This window comes from Tissierella sp. P1, assembly GCF_002266425.1.
Lineage (GTDB): Bacteria > Bacillota > Clostridia > Tissierellales > Tissierellaceae > Tissierella > Tissierella carlieri.
The window spans coordinates 110,922-127,665 of record NZ_NPMN01000012.1 but is presented as its reverse complement, the minus strand read 5'-3'; the positions used below and the strand labels follow the sequence as shown (position 1 = coordinate 127,665).

Here is a 16,744-nt window from a genome sequence, read left to right as displayed (position 1 = left end):
AACATACTTTGTTCCATACCATAGATTTCCAATCGCTTTTTAAACCCATGGGATGTAATCACTATGAAGGAGTGGTCTTGCATTGGGATTAGATTTGATAGCTTTATCAAAGGTTTTAAATACTAAGGAATTATTATTGCTGTGTCCTATTTTATAAGCTATGATACTATTATCATAAAGGTCTAAAATTGCACTTAAGTATGCCTTTTGACCAATGCTGTATTTAAGTTCTGTTACATCAGTTAACCATTTCTCATTTGGTTTAAACGCTAAAAAGTTTCTATTCAACTTATTCTTTGCAATTTCCTCAGCAGATACTTTTAAATATCTTTTCTTTTTAATTCTAATTACTGATTTCAACCCTAAAATTCTCATAAGTCTATATATTCTTTTATGATTATATTTACTGTTTAATTTACGATTAATATTCATAGTAATTCTTCGGTAACCATAGATTCCATCTACTCTTTCATATAACTTTATAATTTCTTCCATTAAATTATCATTAATTTTATCATTAACTGCATCAACTCGTTTAAGCCATTTGTAATATGAAGCTCTGGAAATCTCTGCCACTTCACATAGGGAAATTATGGAGTACTTCTTTTCTTTATGCAATTGCTGTATTGCTTCATATTTAAGACTATATGAGCTTAAAATCCTCCCCTTTCCAGCTCCTGTAGCTTTTTTAAAAAATCATTTTCCATTCTTAATCTTTCGTTATCTTTTTTAAGTTTTCTCATCTCAATTTGATCTTTATCTTTTGATGTAAGTTCTATTTTTCCTCTACGATCTACAAGTCCATTTTCACCGAATTCTTCATATTTTTTAACCCATTGATAGACTTGTTGATATGAAACCTCATAAATTTCAGAAGCATTATTATAGTCTTTATTTTGTTCTATACAATATTTAACAATTTCTATTCTTTCTTCTAAATTGGTCTTTCTACCTTTTGTCATAACAGCATCATTCCTACCTTTCGTAGTGTTTAATTCGTTATGACTATTATACCTTTTAACCCATTTCATTAAAACAGATCGAGAAGATATTTCATATTTTCTACAAATATTTAATTGTGTATCTTCTCCATTTAAATATTCTAAAACTGCCATTTCTTTTAATTCTTTAGAATACCTTTTCCATGTTTTACTTTCTTCTAATGCTTGTATTCCATATTTTTCATATGTAAACTTCTGATCTGACCCCAAAAAGTTGGACATATTAAATTAAGCAACTATGGACATGGTATAATAAAGTAGACACAAAGATAAGAGAAAAATATGAGAGGATGACTACTTTATGAGACGTTCATACGACAAACAATTTAAGATTTCAGCAGTTAAGTTAGTACTAGAAGATATATGCCCGTTGCAGAAGCTGCAAAAGCATTAAGTACCCATTACAATTCTTTATACCGCTGGATAAATGAATATGAAGAATATGGAGAGAGTGCATTCCCAGGACATGGAACTGCACTCTATTCTTATCAATATGAATTTAAAAAATTACGCCAAGAAAATTCAGAACTGAAAAAAGAATTGGATATGCTAAAAAAGTACCAGGTCTTCTTGAAGCGAAAGAACAAGTGAGATTTCAATACATTAAAGATAATCAAGATTCCTTGAACATCAAGAAGGCTTGCAGAACACTGGGAGTTTCAAGAGCTGGATATTATAAATATTTAAATCATAAACAATCCAAACGTGATCTAAAAAATGAAGCATTAAAGGAAGTAATCAAAGAGATTTTTGATGAAAATAAAGGTAGATACAGATCTATTCCTATAGGAAAAGTACTAGAGCAACGTGGAATTCATGTAAATCGTAAGCAGATATCTAGATTAATGTATGAAATGAATCTATGTCCTAAAGGAACCAGATATAGTTATAAAAAATATAATCAAAAAAATAGAGGTGAAGAAAGGCCTAATCTACTTAATCAAATGTTCGTTACGGATACCAAAAATAAAATTTGGGTAGGTGATATTACATATGTACCAACTAGAAAAGGAACCCTCTATCTTTCAGTATTTATTGATATATTTTCTCGAAAGGTAGTTGGATGGTCGATGGGAAGTAGAATGAAAGATACCCTTGTGATTGAAGCATTTATTCAAGCTTATGGGAAAGAACGGCCTAATAGTTCATACGGATCAAGGCTCTCAATATACGAGCGGCAACTTTCGTACTACTCTTGCAAAATACGGTGCCACTCATAGCAACAGTAGAAATGGAAATCCTTATGATAATGCAGTCATGGAATCCTTTTACAAAACAATAAAAAGAGAGCTTATTCAAGATGCTCATTTTGCAACTCCTGAACAAGCTCAGAAAGAAATATTTAAATATATTGAATTATACTATAATACGAAAAGAATACATTCCTCATTAGGATACCTCTCTCCGTCCAAATTTGAGGAACAAAATTCATAAAATCCTCTTAACTTTGTGTCAACAAAACATTGACATCTCCACTCCAAAAGTTAAAATTCTTGTCTAACCTTTGGGGTGCACTTCAAAAACAGGTGGTTCGCTCTAGCCCTATAAGGGCATGGTACTTGCTGTGTCTCAAGACACATTGAAAGGTCTGCCAACCGCTTTATTTTCTCAAGCAACCCCTAAAGGGGTTCTTCTTATATTTAGTTTTTTATTTTTTCCCCAGTAAAAGTCTATAAATTCTTTCATACTTAATTGGTCATATGCTATATCTTCTTGTAATTGTTTCTTTATATATTCTTCTATTACTTTTTTATTTCTACCTACTGTACTCACATAATATCCTTTACACCAAAAATGCCTATTCCCATATTTATATTTTAAATTGGCATGTCTATCAAATATCATTAAGCTACTTTTTCCTTTCAAGTACCCCATGAAACTTGATACACTAAGTTTTGGTGGAATAGTTACTAGCATGTGTATATGATCTTTACATGCTTCTGCTTCTATTATTTCTACTCCTTTATATTCACATAACTGTCTTAATATCTTTCCGATATCTGATTTTATCTTTCCATATATTATTTGTCTTCTATATTTTGGTGCAAAAACTATATGATATTTACAATCCCATTTCGTATGTGATAAACTATTATTATCCATTATGGATGCCTCCTTTGATTAAGTTTGGTTGGTCAGACCTAACTTTATTATATCAAAGGAGGTTTCTTATTTTCTGTTCACCGCTGAAAGCTCTTTGGAACCACCCGCTTAGCGGGTGGTATTCATAAACAATAAGGGTTAAAAAACGGTGTTTTTTCACCAATTTTTGACCCAATTTTTGTCCTTCAGCCCCTATATGTTGTGATCAATCGGTCTTATTTTTCCCCCAAACCACAATACGTCATCAGAATTATACTCTCAACATGCGCCGTATGAGAAAACATATCCACAGGCTGCACTTCATCTACCTTATATCCATTCTCCACTAAATACTTAACATCCCTAGCCATAGTAGTTGAATTGCAGGATACATAAACTATTCTTTCTGGACACATATTTACTATTGCTTCTAAGACTTCCTTTTCACAGCCTTTTCTTGGTGGATCTAAGACAATTTTGTTTCCCTTAATTCCCTTCTTCATCAATCTAGGAAATATTTCTTCTGATCTACCTACTATAAATTCTGCATTGTCTATATTATTCAGCAATGTATTTTCTTTAGCGTCTTCTATAGCTTCTTTTACTATTTCTATGCCATATACTTTTCTAGCATTGGAGGCTATATATAATGAAATAGTTCCTATTCCACAGTACAAATCATATATAATATCATCTTTATCTGAATTCAAATATTCCATAGTCTTATTATATAAGACTTCTGCTTGAGTTCTATTTATTTGAAAGAAGGAGTTAGGCGATAAGTAAAATCTATACTCTCCAATATAATCTAAAAGTCTATCTTCTCCATAGAGCTTTATATACTCTTTTCCATATGTAATGGACGAATTTAGTTTATTAATGTTTTGATAGATACTGATTACATTTTCCTTAATTAACATATCTATTAATTCTTTTTCATTAGGTAATCTATCACTACCAGTAACTAAAATTACCATGGCTTTGTTGTTTCTATTAATTCTTATACCAATATGACGAAGTATTCCTTTTTTAGTTTTTTTATCATAGGGCCTAATATTATATTGGTTCATCCAGGTTCTGATTATCTTTATTATCCTATCTCCTATTTCAGGCTGTAAAATGCTACCTTCCATATCCACTATGTCATTGCTATTAGTTTCATAGAATCCAATAACAGTTTTTCCGTCTTTTTCACCAACTGGTATTTGTACATGATTTCTATATCTAAAGGGGTTATCCATACCAATAGTGTCTTTTATCTCTACATCCAATAATCCAGCTATTTTGGCAAGATCCATCTTCACCTTATTTTTTTTCCACTCTAGCTGCTTAGAATATCTATATTCAATAAGAGGTATTCCTCCCCTTGCCTCTGCTATATCAAAACCTAATACTACTCTATCCTTTGAAGGCTCAGTAATATTAACTACTGAGCCTATGGCAAAACTCTTTTTAATTTCATCTATTTTTACTACTACTTTATCACCTATCAAACCTCCAGCGACAAAGACAGTAAAGTTATCAATCTTTAGTACTCCATTACCTTCATGAGTAAAATCAATTATTTCTCCTTCAAATCTATCTCCTATGTTGATTTCCATATTTTCCTCCACCTTGTAATTACTTACTTAGTTATACCCTTATAAAATTAAATACCCTTCAAAAAAGGGTATTTATTAGAAAACTATTCTACAATTACTGCTGTACCTGAGGCAGTGACCATTAGCATATTTCCGCCTTGACCTAATACTTCATAGTCAATATCTACTCCCACTACTGCATTTGCACCCATTTGCCTTGCTCTGGATTCCATTTCTCTAAGAGCTTCCTCACGAGCTTGTATAAGTTCTCCTTCATAGCTTCCAGATCTTCCACCAAAGAAATTAGTCAGACTGGCTGCAAAATCCTTGATAAAGTCTACTCCCGCTATTACTTCCCCAAAAACTATACCCTTATACTCTGCTATTCTTCTTCCATCAATAGTTGGCGTTGTAGTGGTTATCATCTTATATGCCTCCTCAAAATATTATTTTACAATCTCAAATAGCTTTTCTTCTACATATTCCTTAAATGGTTTCCCAGCTATATTTACCTTAGTCTCATCCATGAAATCTACCATTAATCTAAAGAAGTTAATTACTAACTTATTATCATCTATATAATATTCTGCTTCATGACCTGGTATGAAGATTACTTCTAATTCTTCAAATTTTGTTTCTCCGCTTAATTTCTCTTTTACATCATCTAAATTTAATGTCTTCACAGGCTTAACCATATTATTCATATTACCTAAATCTTCTAACATCCACATGTTATTGTTCCAAAACTTTCTCTCTTGTTTAGTTGAATTGTTTAGAAGCTCTCTATTTGATATTGCTGATAATACTTTCCTTACAGATTCTTCATTGAAATCAGGGCCATATAAATATTTCATTTCTTCCTTACTTGCTACTTCTCTCATAAAAGATTCTGCTACCTTATCTCTTTCTGCAATTGATTGCCAAAAATAAAGCATCATTTCTACTGTATCAAAATTAATTTTTATTGTCTTTACCACCTAGATCGTCTCCTGTTCTTTTGCTATTTTAGTTTGATTCCATTATCTTGTATCGTAATAATACCTTCTTTGTATAATCTACCTACTGCTCTTTTAAATCCTGATTTGCTCATATTTAATTCTTTCTTTATAACTTCTGGCGGGCTATTATCACCTAGAGGTAAAAACCCATCCTTTTCCTTTAATTTTGATAGAATTACTTTTGCATCTTGATCCATTTGAACGTGAACTCTATCTCTTAGGCTTAGATCTAATTTCCCATCTTCTTTTACCTTAGCGATTCTCACTTCTATAATATCGCCTACTTCATAGGCTCCAAATAATTCTTTTTTGGGAATTAATCCGTCATATTTGTCATCCACCGCCACAAAAGCTCCAATATCTCTATTGATACTATAGATTGTTCCAGCTGCTTTATCATTTTCTTTATATGGTGAATCTGTACTCAGCATATCCTTAATTTTCATAGTAGCACATATTCTATTAGATTTATCTACATAGACACCAACTAAATATTCTTTACCCTTATCTATTGAGCCAACAGTCTCACTAAAAGGTAAAAATAGGTCTTTTTCTAATCCCCAGTCTAAGAATGAACCTATTTTAGTTTGGCTAACTACCATTAAATGTCCCAGTTCTCCAACTTGCAACTTTGCTCTATTAGTTGTAGCTATAATTCTATCCTTTGAATCATTGTACACCATTACCTCTATCTCATCTCCTACATTTAAACCCTTAGGTATTTGAGATTTAGGGAGTAGTATATCATCATCTGCATCATCACTTATGTTTAAATAAGCTCCAACAGAGGTAAATCTTTTAATTATTAGTTTTTGTACTTCCCCAAGCTTAATCATAATTCACTTCCTTCGTAATTCATTCTACTCTTATTTTATCACAATAACAATATTTTATCTCAATAATTTTGGAAAATTTTAAAGGGCGAACAAAGTTCGCCCCTACTTTAATTATTACTCGTAAATTTCTTTTTCTAATTTCTCTAATTGTTCTAATGCTTCTTTAGGCAATTTATCTCTTCCGCCCTTAAAGGTTTCCATATTTAATAAGAATTCTTTTCTATAATCAATACTGCTAAGCCACATTTTTTGATATTCAACACTATTCATATCTGGTATAAAACCTTCTATTTCCATAAATTCAATATCTGAAAAATTACCTAATTGTTTAAATTCAGCTTTTTTAGTTGCAATATCTTCAAGAATTTTTAAGGTAACTTCCTTTGGAATCTTTTTATCTAAGAAATGCCCTGTATTAAATATATAACATTCAACATTTCTATTTGCAAATAATTCCTTAAATTTTTCATAGTCGTTTTCAAGAGGATAAGTCCTAAATGGATTCGCATATGGCTCAATAACTAAAGCATTCATATCTACACCGCTAGCAAGTCTTTCGGCTGTAGATCTTTTAGTTGCAAGTGTAGCTCCCATTGTTGAAGCAAGTACAGGATTATTTATTTTAATTACTGGAGGAATAACAGCATCTTTCATTAACCATGATATTGCATCTACTGGCTCATCAATTTTATTTACTCTATTTTCAGCCCATAATTTAGATTTAACAGCTCTACCATTACCATTTCTTAAATCTTCTGTTACTATTACCTTGTTTCCTTCGTCATCCAAAGTTATACCACAGTTCTGTACTGTAATCAAATATTTATTTGATGGATGGTCTGTTGGATAATCTTGAGTCTTATCAAAATATGAAGGTTCTAATGCAACAGATGATCCGTCTTCAGTTGATATTACATAAGCATCATCATGAAGAATTGTTATATCGTATTTTCCATCATGTTTTTCATGAGTAATGGTGGATTTTCCTGAACCTGATAAACCAAAAACACCTATTGTATATTTTTCATTCCCTGGGAAATTATATCTCTTCATACCGCCATGGCATGATGCAAATCCATTTCTATTTGCTATACCCCAAGCTAATGTCAATGTTCCTTTTTTATGTTCTCCAAAATATCTCATTCCACATAATAAAGCACAATTATGCATTGGATCAAATAATGCTAATCCATTTGGATGAGTTGGCGGATAGTATTCTGGATCGGATAATATATAGATATCTCCCTCTGGTAATTTAACTGAGTCTTTGTACATTTTAATGTACTCCTCTGTTATATATTGGAAGTTTAACATCCAGCTATACATTGTATTTTCATATCCTTCTGGTATTAATAAATGTGCTTTTACCATAAAGTCTTTGTCCAGTCCTATAACTACTTGGGCATGATATAATTTCTTATATCTTGTATGAAAAGCTGCCTCTCTTGCAATGCCAGCAAATTGTCCTTCGTCTACATTATTCTCTCCAATAATACTCTTGCACCTGCAAATCGTCCTGTTATTTCACCATCATTAAATAAAAGTATTTTGGACTCTTCGTCTAATCCTAATTCTGTTGGCCTATGTACTGGCATATCTGTAACTATGGTACCTGGTGAATCCTTAGCTAATTTATACGCCTCTGATAATGAAGAAACCTTAACTACATTGTTGCCATAAAAAGTAGATTCAATTGTAGTACGTATAGGAGAAAAGATAGGATTGTTCTTAGTTATATCTTCTCTTCTATAGTTTGCTATTGTCGCCATTTTTGTCCCCCTCATAATATATTCACTGTTAGTATTTTTCAACCCTAATTATAACAGATATAATTATATTTTGGAAGAACAATATGACATGTTTTATAATTAATTATGTTATTCTACTTTGATCTTTTTGTTTGATTAGTGTGTTATTATGTTAAAGTCTAAACTTTTCTTGAAAACCTTTTTGTAAATAATAAAATCCATAGTAAACAAATAGATATACCTATAATAAGGGAAAGTATATTTGCTTGATTATAGATTGCTTCTCCAATCCAAAAACTAGGCAAAATAACAGTACCATATCGATAAGGTGCTGGAATAAATGGCTTTGCAAACAGTCCCAAAAGAGTGATTGCTGAAAGCTTGCTTATGGCCAGACCTTCTACTTTGTTATTTGAAAATGCAACAATCAATATAGAAATAACAGCCCCCATCCCCATTCCTATAAAACTTGAAATAAGTATCTGGGTCCATGTTAAATTCGTTAAACGAAAAATAACCATTACAATAATAGTACAGCACAGTGACCAAAGCATTGGTAACACGATTCTTGCCAAAAGGTAGGTTTTATGTTGTGCAGGTGTAATTCTATAATATGTTCCCGTTCCTTCGTCTTTTTCATCTAACATGATAAACGCACACGCTATTGCTAACATCATAGGTGTTAAAACAGCAAGCATTGCATCTGCTAAGGAATACCATTCTTCTATGGAAAAATATAAGTGTTTTTCTAAAATCTGATTTAAAATTGGCAATCCGAATTTAAAAACTAAACCTATTAAAAATGGAGACGGCAATAATGCCAAAAGTATTCCATCACGTCCAGCTTGTATCAGTCCCACTTTAAAAACTCTATAAAGCTGTCTCATGCCTTATCTCACCTCCTGCACCCTTTAAAGATTAAATTTATTCTTGACAGTGTTATAAGCAGAAAAAAACATAACCAAATAATAAGCACTGTTAAATTATAAAACACTTTTCCTGTTCCACTAATACAGTAATATATCAGATTCCATAAAGATGTACTTGGAATAAGATTAAATAGTGGATTCCCCAATCTAAATGCTGTCATAAAAGCAGGCAGCATCAATATAACTTGTGCTGGAACACATATTACCATATAATGATTCACCGTTTCTGCAAAAGAAGCAAAATATAAGCCTACAAGTGTAAAAATACAAGAACCTATAAATACACTGAATGTCATCAATAATATATTTGCTGCACTATTAACCCCAAAGAATATAATTGATAATGCTGCTAAAGTAGATATTACTCCTAATGAGATTATTTTTGAACTAATATATTCTATAGGCTGTAATGGTGAAATGCTCCAGAAACTATGCAATCCTTCTTCTTTTTCTAAAAGCCAAATACCGCCGATAAAAAAGAATCCTAGCATAGCGGGATCTGAAAGTATAATAATAGACGATACTGTATGCTTATATGTTGTGGGAATTGCTTTAAGTAAAATAATATATATAAATGTGATAAATGCATATAAAAAGTAAAATCCATACTTAGCTTGGTAACAGATATCATTCTTCAAAGCTTTTAAAACTCTCACAGTAAGCACCTACCTGTTAATTCAATAAATACATCCTCCAATGACTGCTCTTTAGAATGGATTTTTGTAATATTGGAGGATTTCAGAGCATACATAAAGTCCATATCATTATAAAGCTCTGAGAGTAATACATTTTTATTTTTATCAATACCATTCTTAATGTATGAAAACTCAACAGAGGTATTTTCTTTTGACTTGCGAAGTGTTTGGGGCGAATCTAATGCTTTATAGCTCCATCGACTATAAAAGCAACTCGATCGCAAAGCTCTTCTGCATCATGCATATTATGTGTTGTAAGGATAATGGTTTTCCCCTGTTGTTTTTGTTCCAGCACAATGTCTTTTAAAATTCTTGCATTAGCTGGATCAAGTCCACTGGTCGGCTCATCCAGAAACAATAGTTTCGGATTATGCAGCAAGCACCTTATGAATCCTAATCGCATTTTCATTCCCTTTGAGTAACCCCCAACTTTTTTATTTGCATCTGAAAGTAACCCCATTCTTTCCAATAGAGGGATAGGGTCTAATGATTGTTTTTTGTAGAGAGAGGAAAAGTAATTGAGGTTTTCCATAGCAGTAAACTTATTGTAAAAATTCGGAAACTCAAAATCTACGCCTATTTCCTCATAGAAATCAGATAAGTGTTTATTTACTTCTGAGCCTAAAACCTTTACACTTCCTTGATAATTAGGTAAGACACCTGTTAATATTTTTTGCAAAGTACTTTTTCCTGCACCAGATGGTCCTAAAAATCCAAATATTTCACCCTCACCAACTTCGAAACTTACATCCTTAATTATATTGACAGAAGTACCGGGATATTTTGCAAATACATTTTCAACAGCAATCATTTTGTATCCACCTCCACAATCTCGGAAATCAATCCATTTACAAGTATATGCATAACAGATTCCTTTACATTTTCATCTTCTTTTTGCAGATACAATGATGACATAAATAATACCTGACATGCTTTTGCTGCTATAGTTAAATTACACTTAAATGTAACACCCATTTTCTCAAGCTTCTCAAATACTTCAACATCTTCTAGGGTATGCATCTCTATTAAATCTGGTGGAAGCTTTCGATATAAATATGCTATTGTCATTTCATCGGTCTTTTCAATTAGTGGATAATGTTGAGCACTTTCCAGCATCCAGAAAAATATTTTCTTAGTCAAGTCAGTGGGCATTTCCGATTTGTTTTCACTTAAAAACTGTTCCATATTTTCTCTCATTTCACGTTGACAATTATTTAAAATATCCATATATAGATGTTCTTTATTAGAGTAAAAACTGTAGAAAGAACCCTTAGCAATTCCCGCTGCCTTCACTAACTCATCAACAGTTACTTTTTTTAAACCATACTCAACAAAAAGTTTCTCACCTTCTCTAAGCAAGGTTTCCTGTATGGCTTGTTTTTCACTTTCGGTAAATTTAGGCATTTTAAACCTCCTTTCTATATGACTATTTATATTCTTTTAGTCATATAGATAATAACATGATTTTGCTAATAATACAATAACTATTTTAAATTACATGATTTATATTGATGTGATGATATAGACTCTTGAATACAAAAAAATAACAGCAGAATTTAATCTGCTGTCTTAGGTTTAAAACTTTAATTTAGATAATGCATCTGCCAAATCCGTATTCAGTGGCTCATTTTTTTCCTTCTTCTGCTGTTTCATATAATTAGCTACTTCCTTTTTAGATACATTATTCTTTTCTTTTGCCTTTCTTTCATTAAATGACGATAGTTTTTCTCTGTATCCGCATTGACAAGCAAATATTTGTGCTTCCCCTTCTCCACGCAGTTCTAATTTTTTCTTGCAATTTGGACATCTTGCGTTTGTCTCTCTGGATATATTTTTCCTATAGCCACATTCTCTATCTTGACATACATACATTTTTCCTTTTTTTCCTTTGACCTCTAGCATAAATTTTCCACATTCAGGGCATTTATTTCTAGTCATGTTATCATGTCTAAATGTTTCATCACTGTTCTTTATCTCTTTAACTACAGTTTTAGAGTATTCTTTCATTTCCTTTATAAAACTATCTTTATTTAGCTTACCTTGGGAAATAAGCCCAAGTTTTTGCTCCCATTCTGCTGTTAATGCCGGAGACTTTAATTCTTCTGGCACTAGCTCTAATAGCTGTTTGCCCTTTGATGTAATAAATATATCCTTACCGTTTTTCTCTATTAAAAATGTATTAAATAGCTTTTCAATTATATCTGCTCTAGTGGCTACTGTTCCAATTCCACCTGTTTCTCCAATTATCTTTTTCAAGTCTTTACTTTCATCTGACATATATTTTACTGGATTTTCCATTGCTTGAAGTAAGGTTCCTTCGTTAAATGGTGCTGGTGGCTTAGTCTTTCCTGTTGTTTGCACCAGTGATATTACCTTTATTGTATCTCCTTTATTGATTACTGGAAGATTTTGATCTTCATTTTCTTCTTCATCTTCATCATAATAATTATTTGAATATACTTCCTTCCATCCTAGTGATATGGTTCTTTTCCCTTTAGCTATAAAATTCTCATCACCTATCTTAGCTTTGATTGTTGTTTGCTCATACTCAAAAGGTGCATAAAGTACTGATAAGAATCTTTTAACTACTAAATCATATATTTTTCTTTCATTATCATTTAACTCTGATAATAATACTCTTTGCTCTGTAGGTATAATGGCATGGTGATCTGTTACTTTAGAGTTATCTACAAAAGATTTATTAACTTTTATTGGGCTAGCAAGTATTTTTGATGCAATCTTTTGATATTGTCCTATACCACAAGCCTTGATTCTATCCTTTAATGTATCCACCAAATCATCTGATATATATCTAGAGTCTGTCCTTGGATAGGTTAATATCTTATGATTTTCATATAATCTCTGCATTATAGATAGAGTTTCCTTTGCTGAAAATCCAAATATCCTATTTGCATCTCTTTGTAAATCAGTTAAATCATATAGCGTTGGAGCGTATGATTTCTTAAGGATTTTTTCTACCTCTATTACCTTAGCATCTTTACCTTTTAGAGATTCTAATATTTTTTCGGATTTACCTTTATCAAAGGTCTTTATATCTTTGGTTTGATTATCCTGCCATATTAATTTTAGCTCCTTTGTGTTAGCAGTAATCCCATAGTATTCTTTTGTTACAAATTTTTTAATTTCATCTTCTCTCTGTGCAATCATAGATAGTGTAGGAGTTTGTACTCTGCCACAGGATAATTGAGCATTATACTTTACTGTAAGTGCCCTAGTTGCATTTATACCTACGAACCAATCTGCCTCAGATCTAGCTACAGCAGAATAATAAAGGTTTTCATATGCATTACCATCCTTTAGATTATTAAACCCTTCCTTTATAGCTTTATCTGTAACTGATGAAATCCATAATCTTTTAATTGGTTTCTTTACATTTGCCTTTTCTATAATCCACCTAGCTACAAGCTCACCTTCCCTTCCGGCATCTGTAGCTATTATTATTTCCTTTACATCCTTCCTATGCATTTGCTCCTTAACAGCATAGAACTGCTTACTGCTCTGTCTTATGACTTCCAGTTTCATCCTTTCTGGAAGCATTGGAAGATCTTCCATACTCCAAGTCTTATATTTTTTATTGTATTCTTCGGGATCAGCTAATGTAACTAAATGACCTAATGCCCATGTTACAATATATTTATCTCCTTCTAAAAATCCATTTCCCTTCTTATTACACTTCAATACTCTGGCAATATCCCTGCCTACAGAAGGTTTTTCTGCTAAAACTAATATCTTATTCATATAAACATCCTTTCATTTAATCCCTTTTTTGTTCTTCTATCTTTTCCACTAATTCACTTAGATAAATCCATCTTTCCATCTTTTCCTCTAATTTATTTTCTATTATTTCTTTTTCCTTGAAAAGTTCTTGAAGTTTTGTATAGTCACTAGAAGCCTCTGTCATCTTAGTTTCTATATCCAATATATCGTTTTCAAGTTTTGCAATGATCTCATCTATTTCGTCCCATTCTTTTTGCTCCTTAAATGATAATTTTAATGGTTTATTATTTTCCTTTTGTCTTTCCTTTTTTTCTGGTTTCTTTTCTACCATATTATCTTCTTTTTCCATTTTAGATACTTCTTTAAAATATTCATAATTTCCAGTATATCCTATTATTTTTCCATTTCCTTCAAATACAAATAGTTTCTCAACTACCTTATCCAGTAAATATCTATCATGAGATACTATAATTACTGCACCAGGAAACTCATCAATGTAGTCTTCTAATACAGTCAGCGTAGTTATATCTAAGTCATTTGTCGGCTCATCTAGAAGAAGTACATTTGGTGCTTCCATCAACACCCTAAGTAAATGTAATCTTCTCTTTTCTCCTCCCGAAAGCTTACCTATTGGTGTCCATTGAAGTTCTTTAGGAAATAAAAATCTCTCCATCATCTGAGAAGCTGATATCTTTTCTCCATCAGATGTTTCGATATATTCTCCCCCTTCCTTTATAAATTCAATGGCTCTAAGATTATTATCCATATGAATATTTTCCTGAGCAAATACTCCAATTTTCACTGTTTCCCCTATATCTACTGTTCCTTTGTCTGGATTAAGTTTACCTGAGATAATATTCATTAAAGTTGATTTGCCACTTCCATTTGGTCCTAGGATACCTACTCTATCATCCCTTAGAACAATGTAGCTAAAATTATCTATAACCTTCTTTCCCTCAAAGGACTTCTCTATATTCTCTATTTCAATTATTTTTCTACCTAATCTTGTTCCTCCTACAGATATATCAAGCTTTTCATGAGGAGAATCTATTTCTCTATCATTTAGTTCATTGAACCGCTCTATTCTAGCCTTCTGCTTTGTAGTCCTAGCCCTTGCTCCCCTCATCATCCATGCCAATTCATTTCTAAGCAAGGATTGTCTTTTTCTTTCACTGGCGACTTCCATTTCTTCTCGCTCCAGCTTTTTCTCTAGAAAATAGTTATAATTACCTTTATATGAATAGATATTTCCTTTATTTAATTCAATTATTTGATTAACTACTCTATCTAAGAAATATCTATCATGGGTGATCATAAGGAGTGCTCCCTTTCTTCTGCTTAGATATTCTTCAAGCCAGTCTATTGTAGTATTGTCTAAATGGTTTGTAGGCTCATCTAATATAAGTAGTTCGGCAGGATTTATTAAAGCGGATGCTAAGGCTACTCTTTTTCTTTGACCACCAGATAAATTTCCTATCTTCTCATTAAAATCTGTAATTCCAAGCTGAGTTAATACTGATTTCGCTTCAGATTCCAAATCCCATGCATTTGCTTCGTCCATTTCTCCAGTTAATCTTAGAATTTCTTCATTCTTTGTATTTGGATTCATAATAGCTTCTTCATATCTTCTGACTAACTGAATATTTTTAGAGTTACCTTTGAAAACCTGCTCTACTACAGTAGCATTAAGATCGAAGTCTATATCCTGTGGAAGGTATTCAACATTTACATTATTTCCTTTAATTACTCGCCCAGTATCAGACTCCTCTATACCTGCTATAATCTTTAGAAATGTGGTTTTACCAGTGCCATTTATACCTATTAAACCTATTTTATCACCATCATTTATTCCAAAATTTATATCCCTAAATAATTGTTTTTCGCTATATGCCTTTGATAAATTCTCTATAGATATTAGATTCATAATATTACCCTTTCATTTAAGTTTTCTAACTTAATATTATAACATATATTAGACATGCAAAACAAAAAACGAAGAATTAATTCTCCGTTTTTGCTCTAATATTTTTAATTTGTTTATGATAATCTATAGCTGGTTCTTCTTTATTTTTTAATATTAATCCTTGTTTTTCCTTTTTCAAGCTGCTTCATTTTATTTCCTAATCTTTTTAGACCTTAACCGCTTTAATAATTAATAATTCAACTACTTAATTAAATCGTTTTATTGTCAACCTATAACCCCAATTAGCTAGAGCACATAATGCCAATACAAGAATACCTCTTAAGGCCATTTCAAGCCATAATTTATTTATAATTAACCCTATTAAATGAAATGATAAAAATATACTCCCTATATAAAGTATGATAAATAGAGTTAGACATAAATTTTTCTTTTTCTTCTCTCTGTCTATATACTTTAATACTTTTATATAGCCGAAAAAATACCATAGGATCCCTATGAAGAACAAGAACATCACGAAGATATTTAACCATAAACCTCCAATCCTGGGAATTTTATAGAAGAAAGTATCCACAATCAAAAGACCAGCATAAAAGATAATCCAAAGAATCGTACCAATGGTCAAATTCTTATTGCTCTTGACTACATTTGTGCTATCTTCTAAATGTTTAATCATACCGGCATCTCCTTTCAGTAGTTCGTCTAAACTAACTTTATAAAGGTCACTTAAAATAATGACACTAACAATATCGGGATAGCTTTTTTCATTCTCCCAATTAGATATTGTTTGTCTTGAAACATGTATTTCATTTGCAACTGTTTCTTGAGTAAGTCCTGCTTTTGAACGAGCAGCTTTTAACTTCTTACCTATCTCCATTTGAATTTCCTCCTTACACCATTATTGTTTCATGATCTTGGGAATCCGTCTATCAAAATGCTTTTCCATTAGCTGTTTTTAGACTGTCAAAATTCTTTGACATATCTTAGAATCAAGCTTTTTCAGGTGTTACATTTCATGAAAGTTAATACAGTGTAAGTTAAAAATAGAGCGGTTTCACAGTTATTCTAATCATAAAATGTTACTGTTCACACTAAAAATATCACCAATACCATGCATAATCATTTCAAATGATGCTGCTGCATTCCATATATTGATCTACTAAATCACCTTCTAATTTACATTATACTTCATGCTGATAAATATTGGTAACACTTA

General features: G+C 31.7%; 16 protein-coding genes and 1 pseudogene. 1 reads left to right on the top strand and 16 read right to left on the bottom strand.

The window, feature by feature from the left end; translation table 11 throughout:
* Positions 1–39: 39 nt before the first annotated feature.
* Both CIW83_RS10670 and CIW83_RS10665 read right to left on the bottom strand, forming a co-directional pair.
* Positions 40–660 (bottom strand): IS3 family transposase, encoded by a 621-nt coding sequence (locus tag CIW83_RS10670; RefSeq protein ID WP_143598549.1) that lies wholly within the window; start codon positions 658–660, stop codon positions 40–42.
* The gene (locus CIW83_RS10665) at positions 654–1,223 is read right to left on the bottom strand and encodes a helix-turn-helix domain-containing protein (RefSeq protein WP_094900998.1); all 570 of its coding nucleotides are present in this window, start codon (positions 1,221–1,223) and stop codon (positions 654–656) included. The genes CIW83_RS10670 and CIW83_RS10665 overlap by 7 nt, the downstream gene beginning before the upstream one ends.
* Before the next feature lie 79 nt (positions 1,224–1,302).
* On the opposite strand from CIW83_RS10665, the pseudogene CIW83_RS10660 reads away from it, so the two are divergent.
* Positions 1,303–2,435, top strand: a pseudogene (locus tag CIW83_RS10660) (IS3 family transposase).
* A 174-nt stretch (positions 2,436–2,609) separates the two neighbouring features.
* Here CIW83_RS10660 and tnpA read toward each other — a convergent pair.
* The 14 genes from tnpA to CIW83_RS10595 all read right to left on the bottom strand — a co-directional run bounded on the left by tnpA (position 2,610) and on the right by CIW83_RS10595 (position 16,405).
* A complete protein-coding gene (tnpA, locus tag CIW83_RS10655) occupies positions 2,610–3,104 on the bottom strand; it encodes an IS200/IS605 family transposase (protein WP_094900996.1) in 495 nt (164 codons plus the stop codon).
* Positions 3,105–3,319: 215 nt separating this feature from the next.
* The gene (gene rlmD / locus CIW83_RS10650) at positions 3,320–4,684 is read right to left on the bottom strand and encodes a 23S rRNA (uracil(1939)-C(5))-methyltransferase RlmD (RefSeq protein WP_094900994.1); all 1,365 of its coding nucleotides are present in this window, start codon (positions 4,682–4,684) and stop codon (positions 3,320–3,322) included.
* 83 nt (positions 4,685–4,767) lie between these two features.
* Positions 4,768–5,088, bottom strand: coding sequence for a putative heavy metal-binding protein (locus tag CIW83_RS10645; RefSeq protein ID WP_094900992.1), 321 nt, complete (start codon positions 5,086–5,088; stop codon positions 4,768–4,770).
* 21 nt (positions 5,089–5,109) lie between these two features.
* Positions 5,110–5,640, bottom strand: coding sequence for a hypothetical protein (locus CIW83_RS10640; RefSeq protein WP_235601295.1), 531 nt, complete (start codon positions 5,638–5,640; stop codon positions 5,110–5,112).
* Between the two features lie 23 nt (positions 5,641–5,663).
* Complete coding sequence (locus CIW83_RS10635) at positions 5,664–6,497, bottom strand: S1 RNA-binding domain-containing protein (RefSeq protein WP_094900990.1); 834 nt, start codon at positions 6,495–6,497, stop codon at positions 5,664–5,666.
* A 114-nt stretch (positions 6,498–6,611) separates the two neighbouring features.
* The gene (locus CIW83_RS10630; protein ID WP_235601297.1) at positions 6,612–7,949 is read right to left on the bottom strand and encodes a phosphoenolpyruvate carboxykinase (ATP); all 1,338 of its coding nucleotides are present in this window, start codon (positions 7,947–7,949) and stop codon (positions 6,612–6,614) included.
* A gap of 20 nt (positions 7,950–7,969) precedes the next feature.
* Complete coding sequence (locus tag CIW83_RS23695) at positions 7,970–8,266, bottom strand: hypothetical protein (protein WP_235601294.1); 297 nt, start codon at positions 8,264–8,266, stop codon at positions 7,970–7,972.
* 158 nt (positions 8,267–8,424) lie between these two features.
* Positions 8,425–9,132: an ABC transporter permease gene (locus CIW83_RS10625; RefSeq protein ID WP_094900988.1), complete on the bottom strand. Its 708-nt coding sequence runs from the start codon at positions 9,130–9,132 to the stop codon at positions 8,425–8,427.
* Positions 9,133–9,140: 8 nt separating this feature from the next.
* Positions 9,141–9,830: a hypothetical protein gene (locus CIW83_RS10620; protein WP_094900986.1), complete on the bottom strand. Its 690-nt coding sequence runs from the start codon at positions 9,828–9,830 to the stop codon at positions 9,141–9,143.
* A gap of 217 nt (positions 9,831–10,047) precedes the next feature.
* On the bottom strand, positions 10,048–10,680 hold the full coding sequence (locus tag CIW83_RS10615; protein WP_235601293.1) for an ABC transporter ATP-binding protein: 633 nt from the start codon (positions 10,678–10,680) through the stop codon (positions 10,048–10,050).
* Positions 10,677–11,273 (bottom strand): TetR/AcrR family transcriptional regulator, encoded by a 597-nt coding sequence (locus tag CIW83_RS10610; protein WP_094900984.1) that lies wholly within the window; start codon positions 11,271–11,273, stop codon positions 10,677–10,679. The genes CIW83_RS10615 and CIW83_RS10610 overlap by 4 nt, the downstream gene beginning before the upstream one ends.
* Positions 11,274–11,444: 171 nt before the next feature.
* Entirely contained in the window at positions 11,445–13,628 is a 2,184-nt protein-coding gene (locus CIW83_RS10605; RefSeq protein WP_094900982.1) for a DNA topoisomerase III, read from the bottom strand.
* 16 nt (positions 13,629–13,644) lie between these two features.
* Positions 13,645–15,531, bottom strand: a complete 1,887-nt coding sequence (locus CIW83_RS10600; RefSeq protein ID WP_094900980.1) for an ABC-F family ATP-binding cassette domain-containing protein — start codon at positions 15,529–15,531, stop codon at positions 13,645–13,647.
* A 244-nt stretch (positions 15,532–15,775) separates the two neighbouring features.
* Positions 15,776–16,405, bottom strand: coding sequence for a helix-turn-helix domain-containing protein (locus tag CIW83_RS10595; RefSeq protein WP_094900978.1), 630 nt, complete (start codon positions 16,403–16,405; stop codon positions 15,776–15,778).
* Between the last annotated feature and the right edge of the window lie 339 nt (positions 16,406–16,744).

What these genes read in the sequence shown, in the direction of transcription:
- CIW83_RS10665 (WP_094900998.1), bottom strand. Translation starts at nt 1,223, where the DNA reads ATGTCCAACTTTTTGGGGTCAGATCAGAAGTTTACATATGAAAAATAT.
- tnpA (WP_094900996.1), bottom strand. Translation starts at nt 3,104, where the DNA reads ATGGATAATAATAGTTTATCACATACGAAATGGGATTGTAAATATCAT.
- rlmD (WP_094900994.1), bottom strand. Translation starts at nt 4,684, where the DNA reads ATGGAAATCAACATAGGAGATAGATTTGAAGGAGAAATAATTGATTTT.
- CIW83_RS10645 (WP_094900992.1), bottom strand. Translation starts at nt 5,088, where the DNA reads ATGATAACCACTACAACGCCAACTATTGATGGAAGAAGAATAGCAGAG.
- CIW83_RS10635 (WP_094900990.1), bottom strand. Translation starts at nt 6,497, where the DNA reads ATGATTAAGCTTGGGGAAGTACAAAAACTAATAATTAAAAGATTTACC.
- CIW83_RS23695 (WP_235601294.1), bottom strand. Translation starts at nt 8,266, where the DNA reads ATGGCGACAATAGCAAACTATAGAAGAGAAGATATAACTAAGAACAAT.
- CIW83_RS10625 (WP_094900988.1), bottom strand. Translation starts at nt 9,132, where the DNA reads ATGAGACAGCTTTATAGAGTTTTTAAAGTGGGACTGATACAAGCTGGA.
- CIW83_RS10615 (WP_235601293.1), bottom strand. Translation starts at nt 10,680, where the DNA reads ATGATTGCTGTTGAAAATGTATTTGCAAAATATCCCGGTACTTCTGTC.
- CIW83_RS10610 (WP_094900984.1), bottom strand. Translation starts at nt 11,273, where the DNA reads ATGCCTAAATTTACCGAAAGTGAAAAACAAGCCATACAGGAAACCTTG.
- CIW83_RS10605 (WP_094900982.1), bottom strand. Translation starts at nt 13,628, where the DNA reads ATGAATAAGATATTAGTTTTAGCAGAAAAACCTTCTGTAGGCAGGGAT.
- CIW83_RS10600 (WP_094900980.1), bottom strand. Translation starts at nt 15,531, where the DNA reads ATGAATCTAATATCTATAGAGAATTTATCAAAGGCATATAGCGAAAAA.
- CIW83_RS10595 (WP_094900978.1), bottom strand. Translation starts at nt 16,405, where the DNA reads ATGGAGATAGGTAAGAAGTTAAAAGCTGCTCGTTCAAAAGCAGGACTT.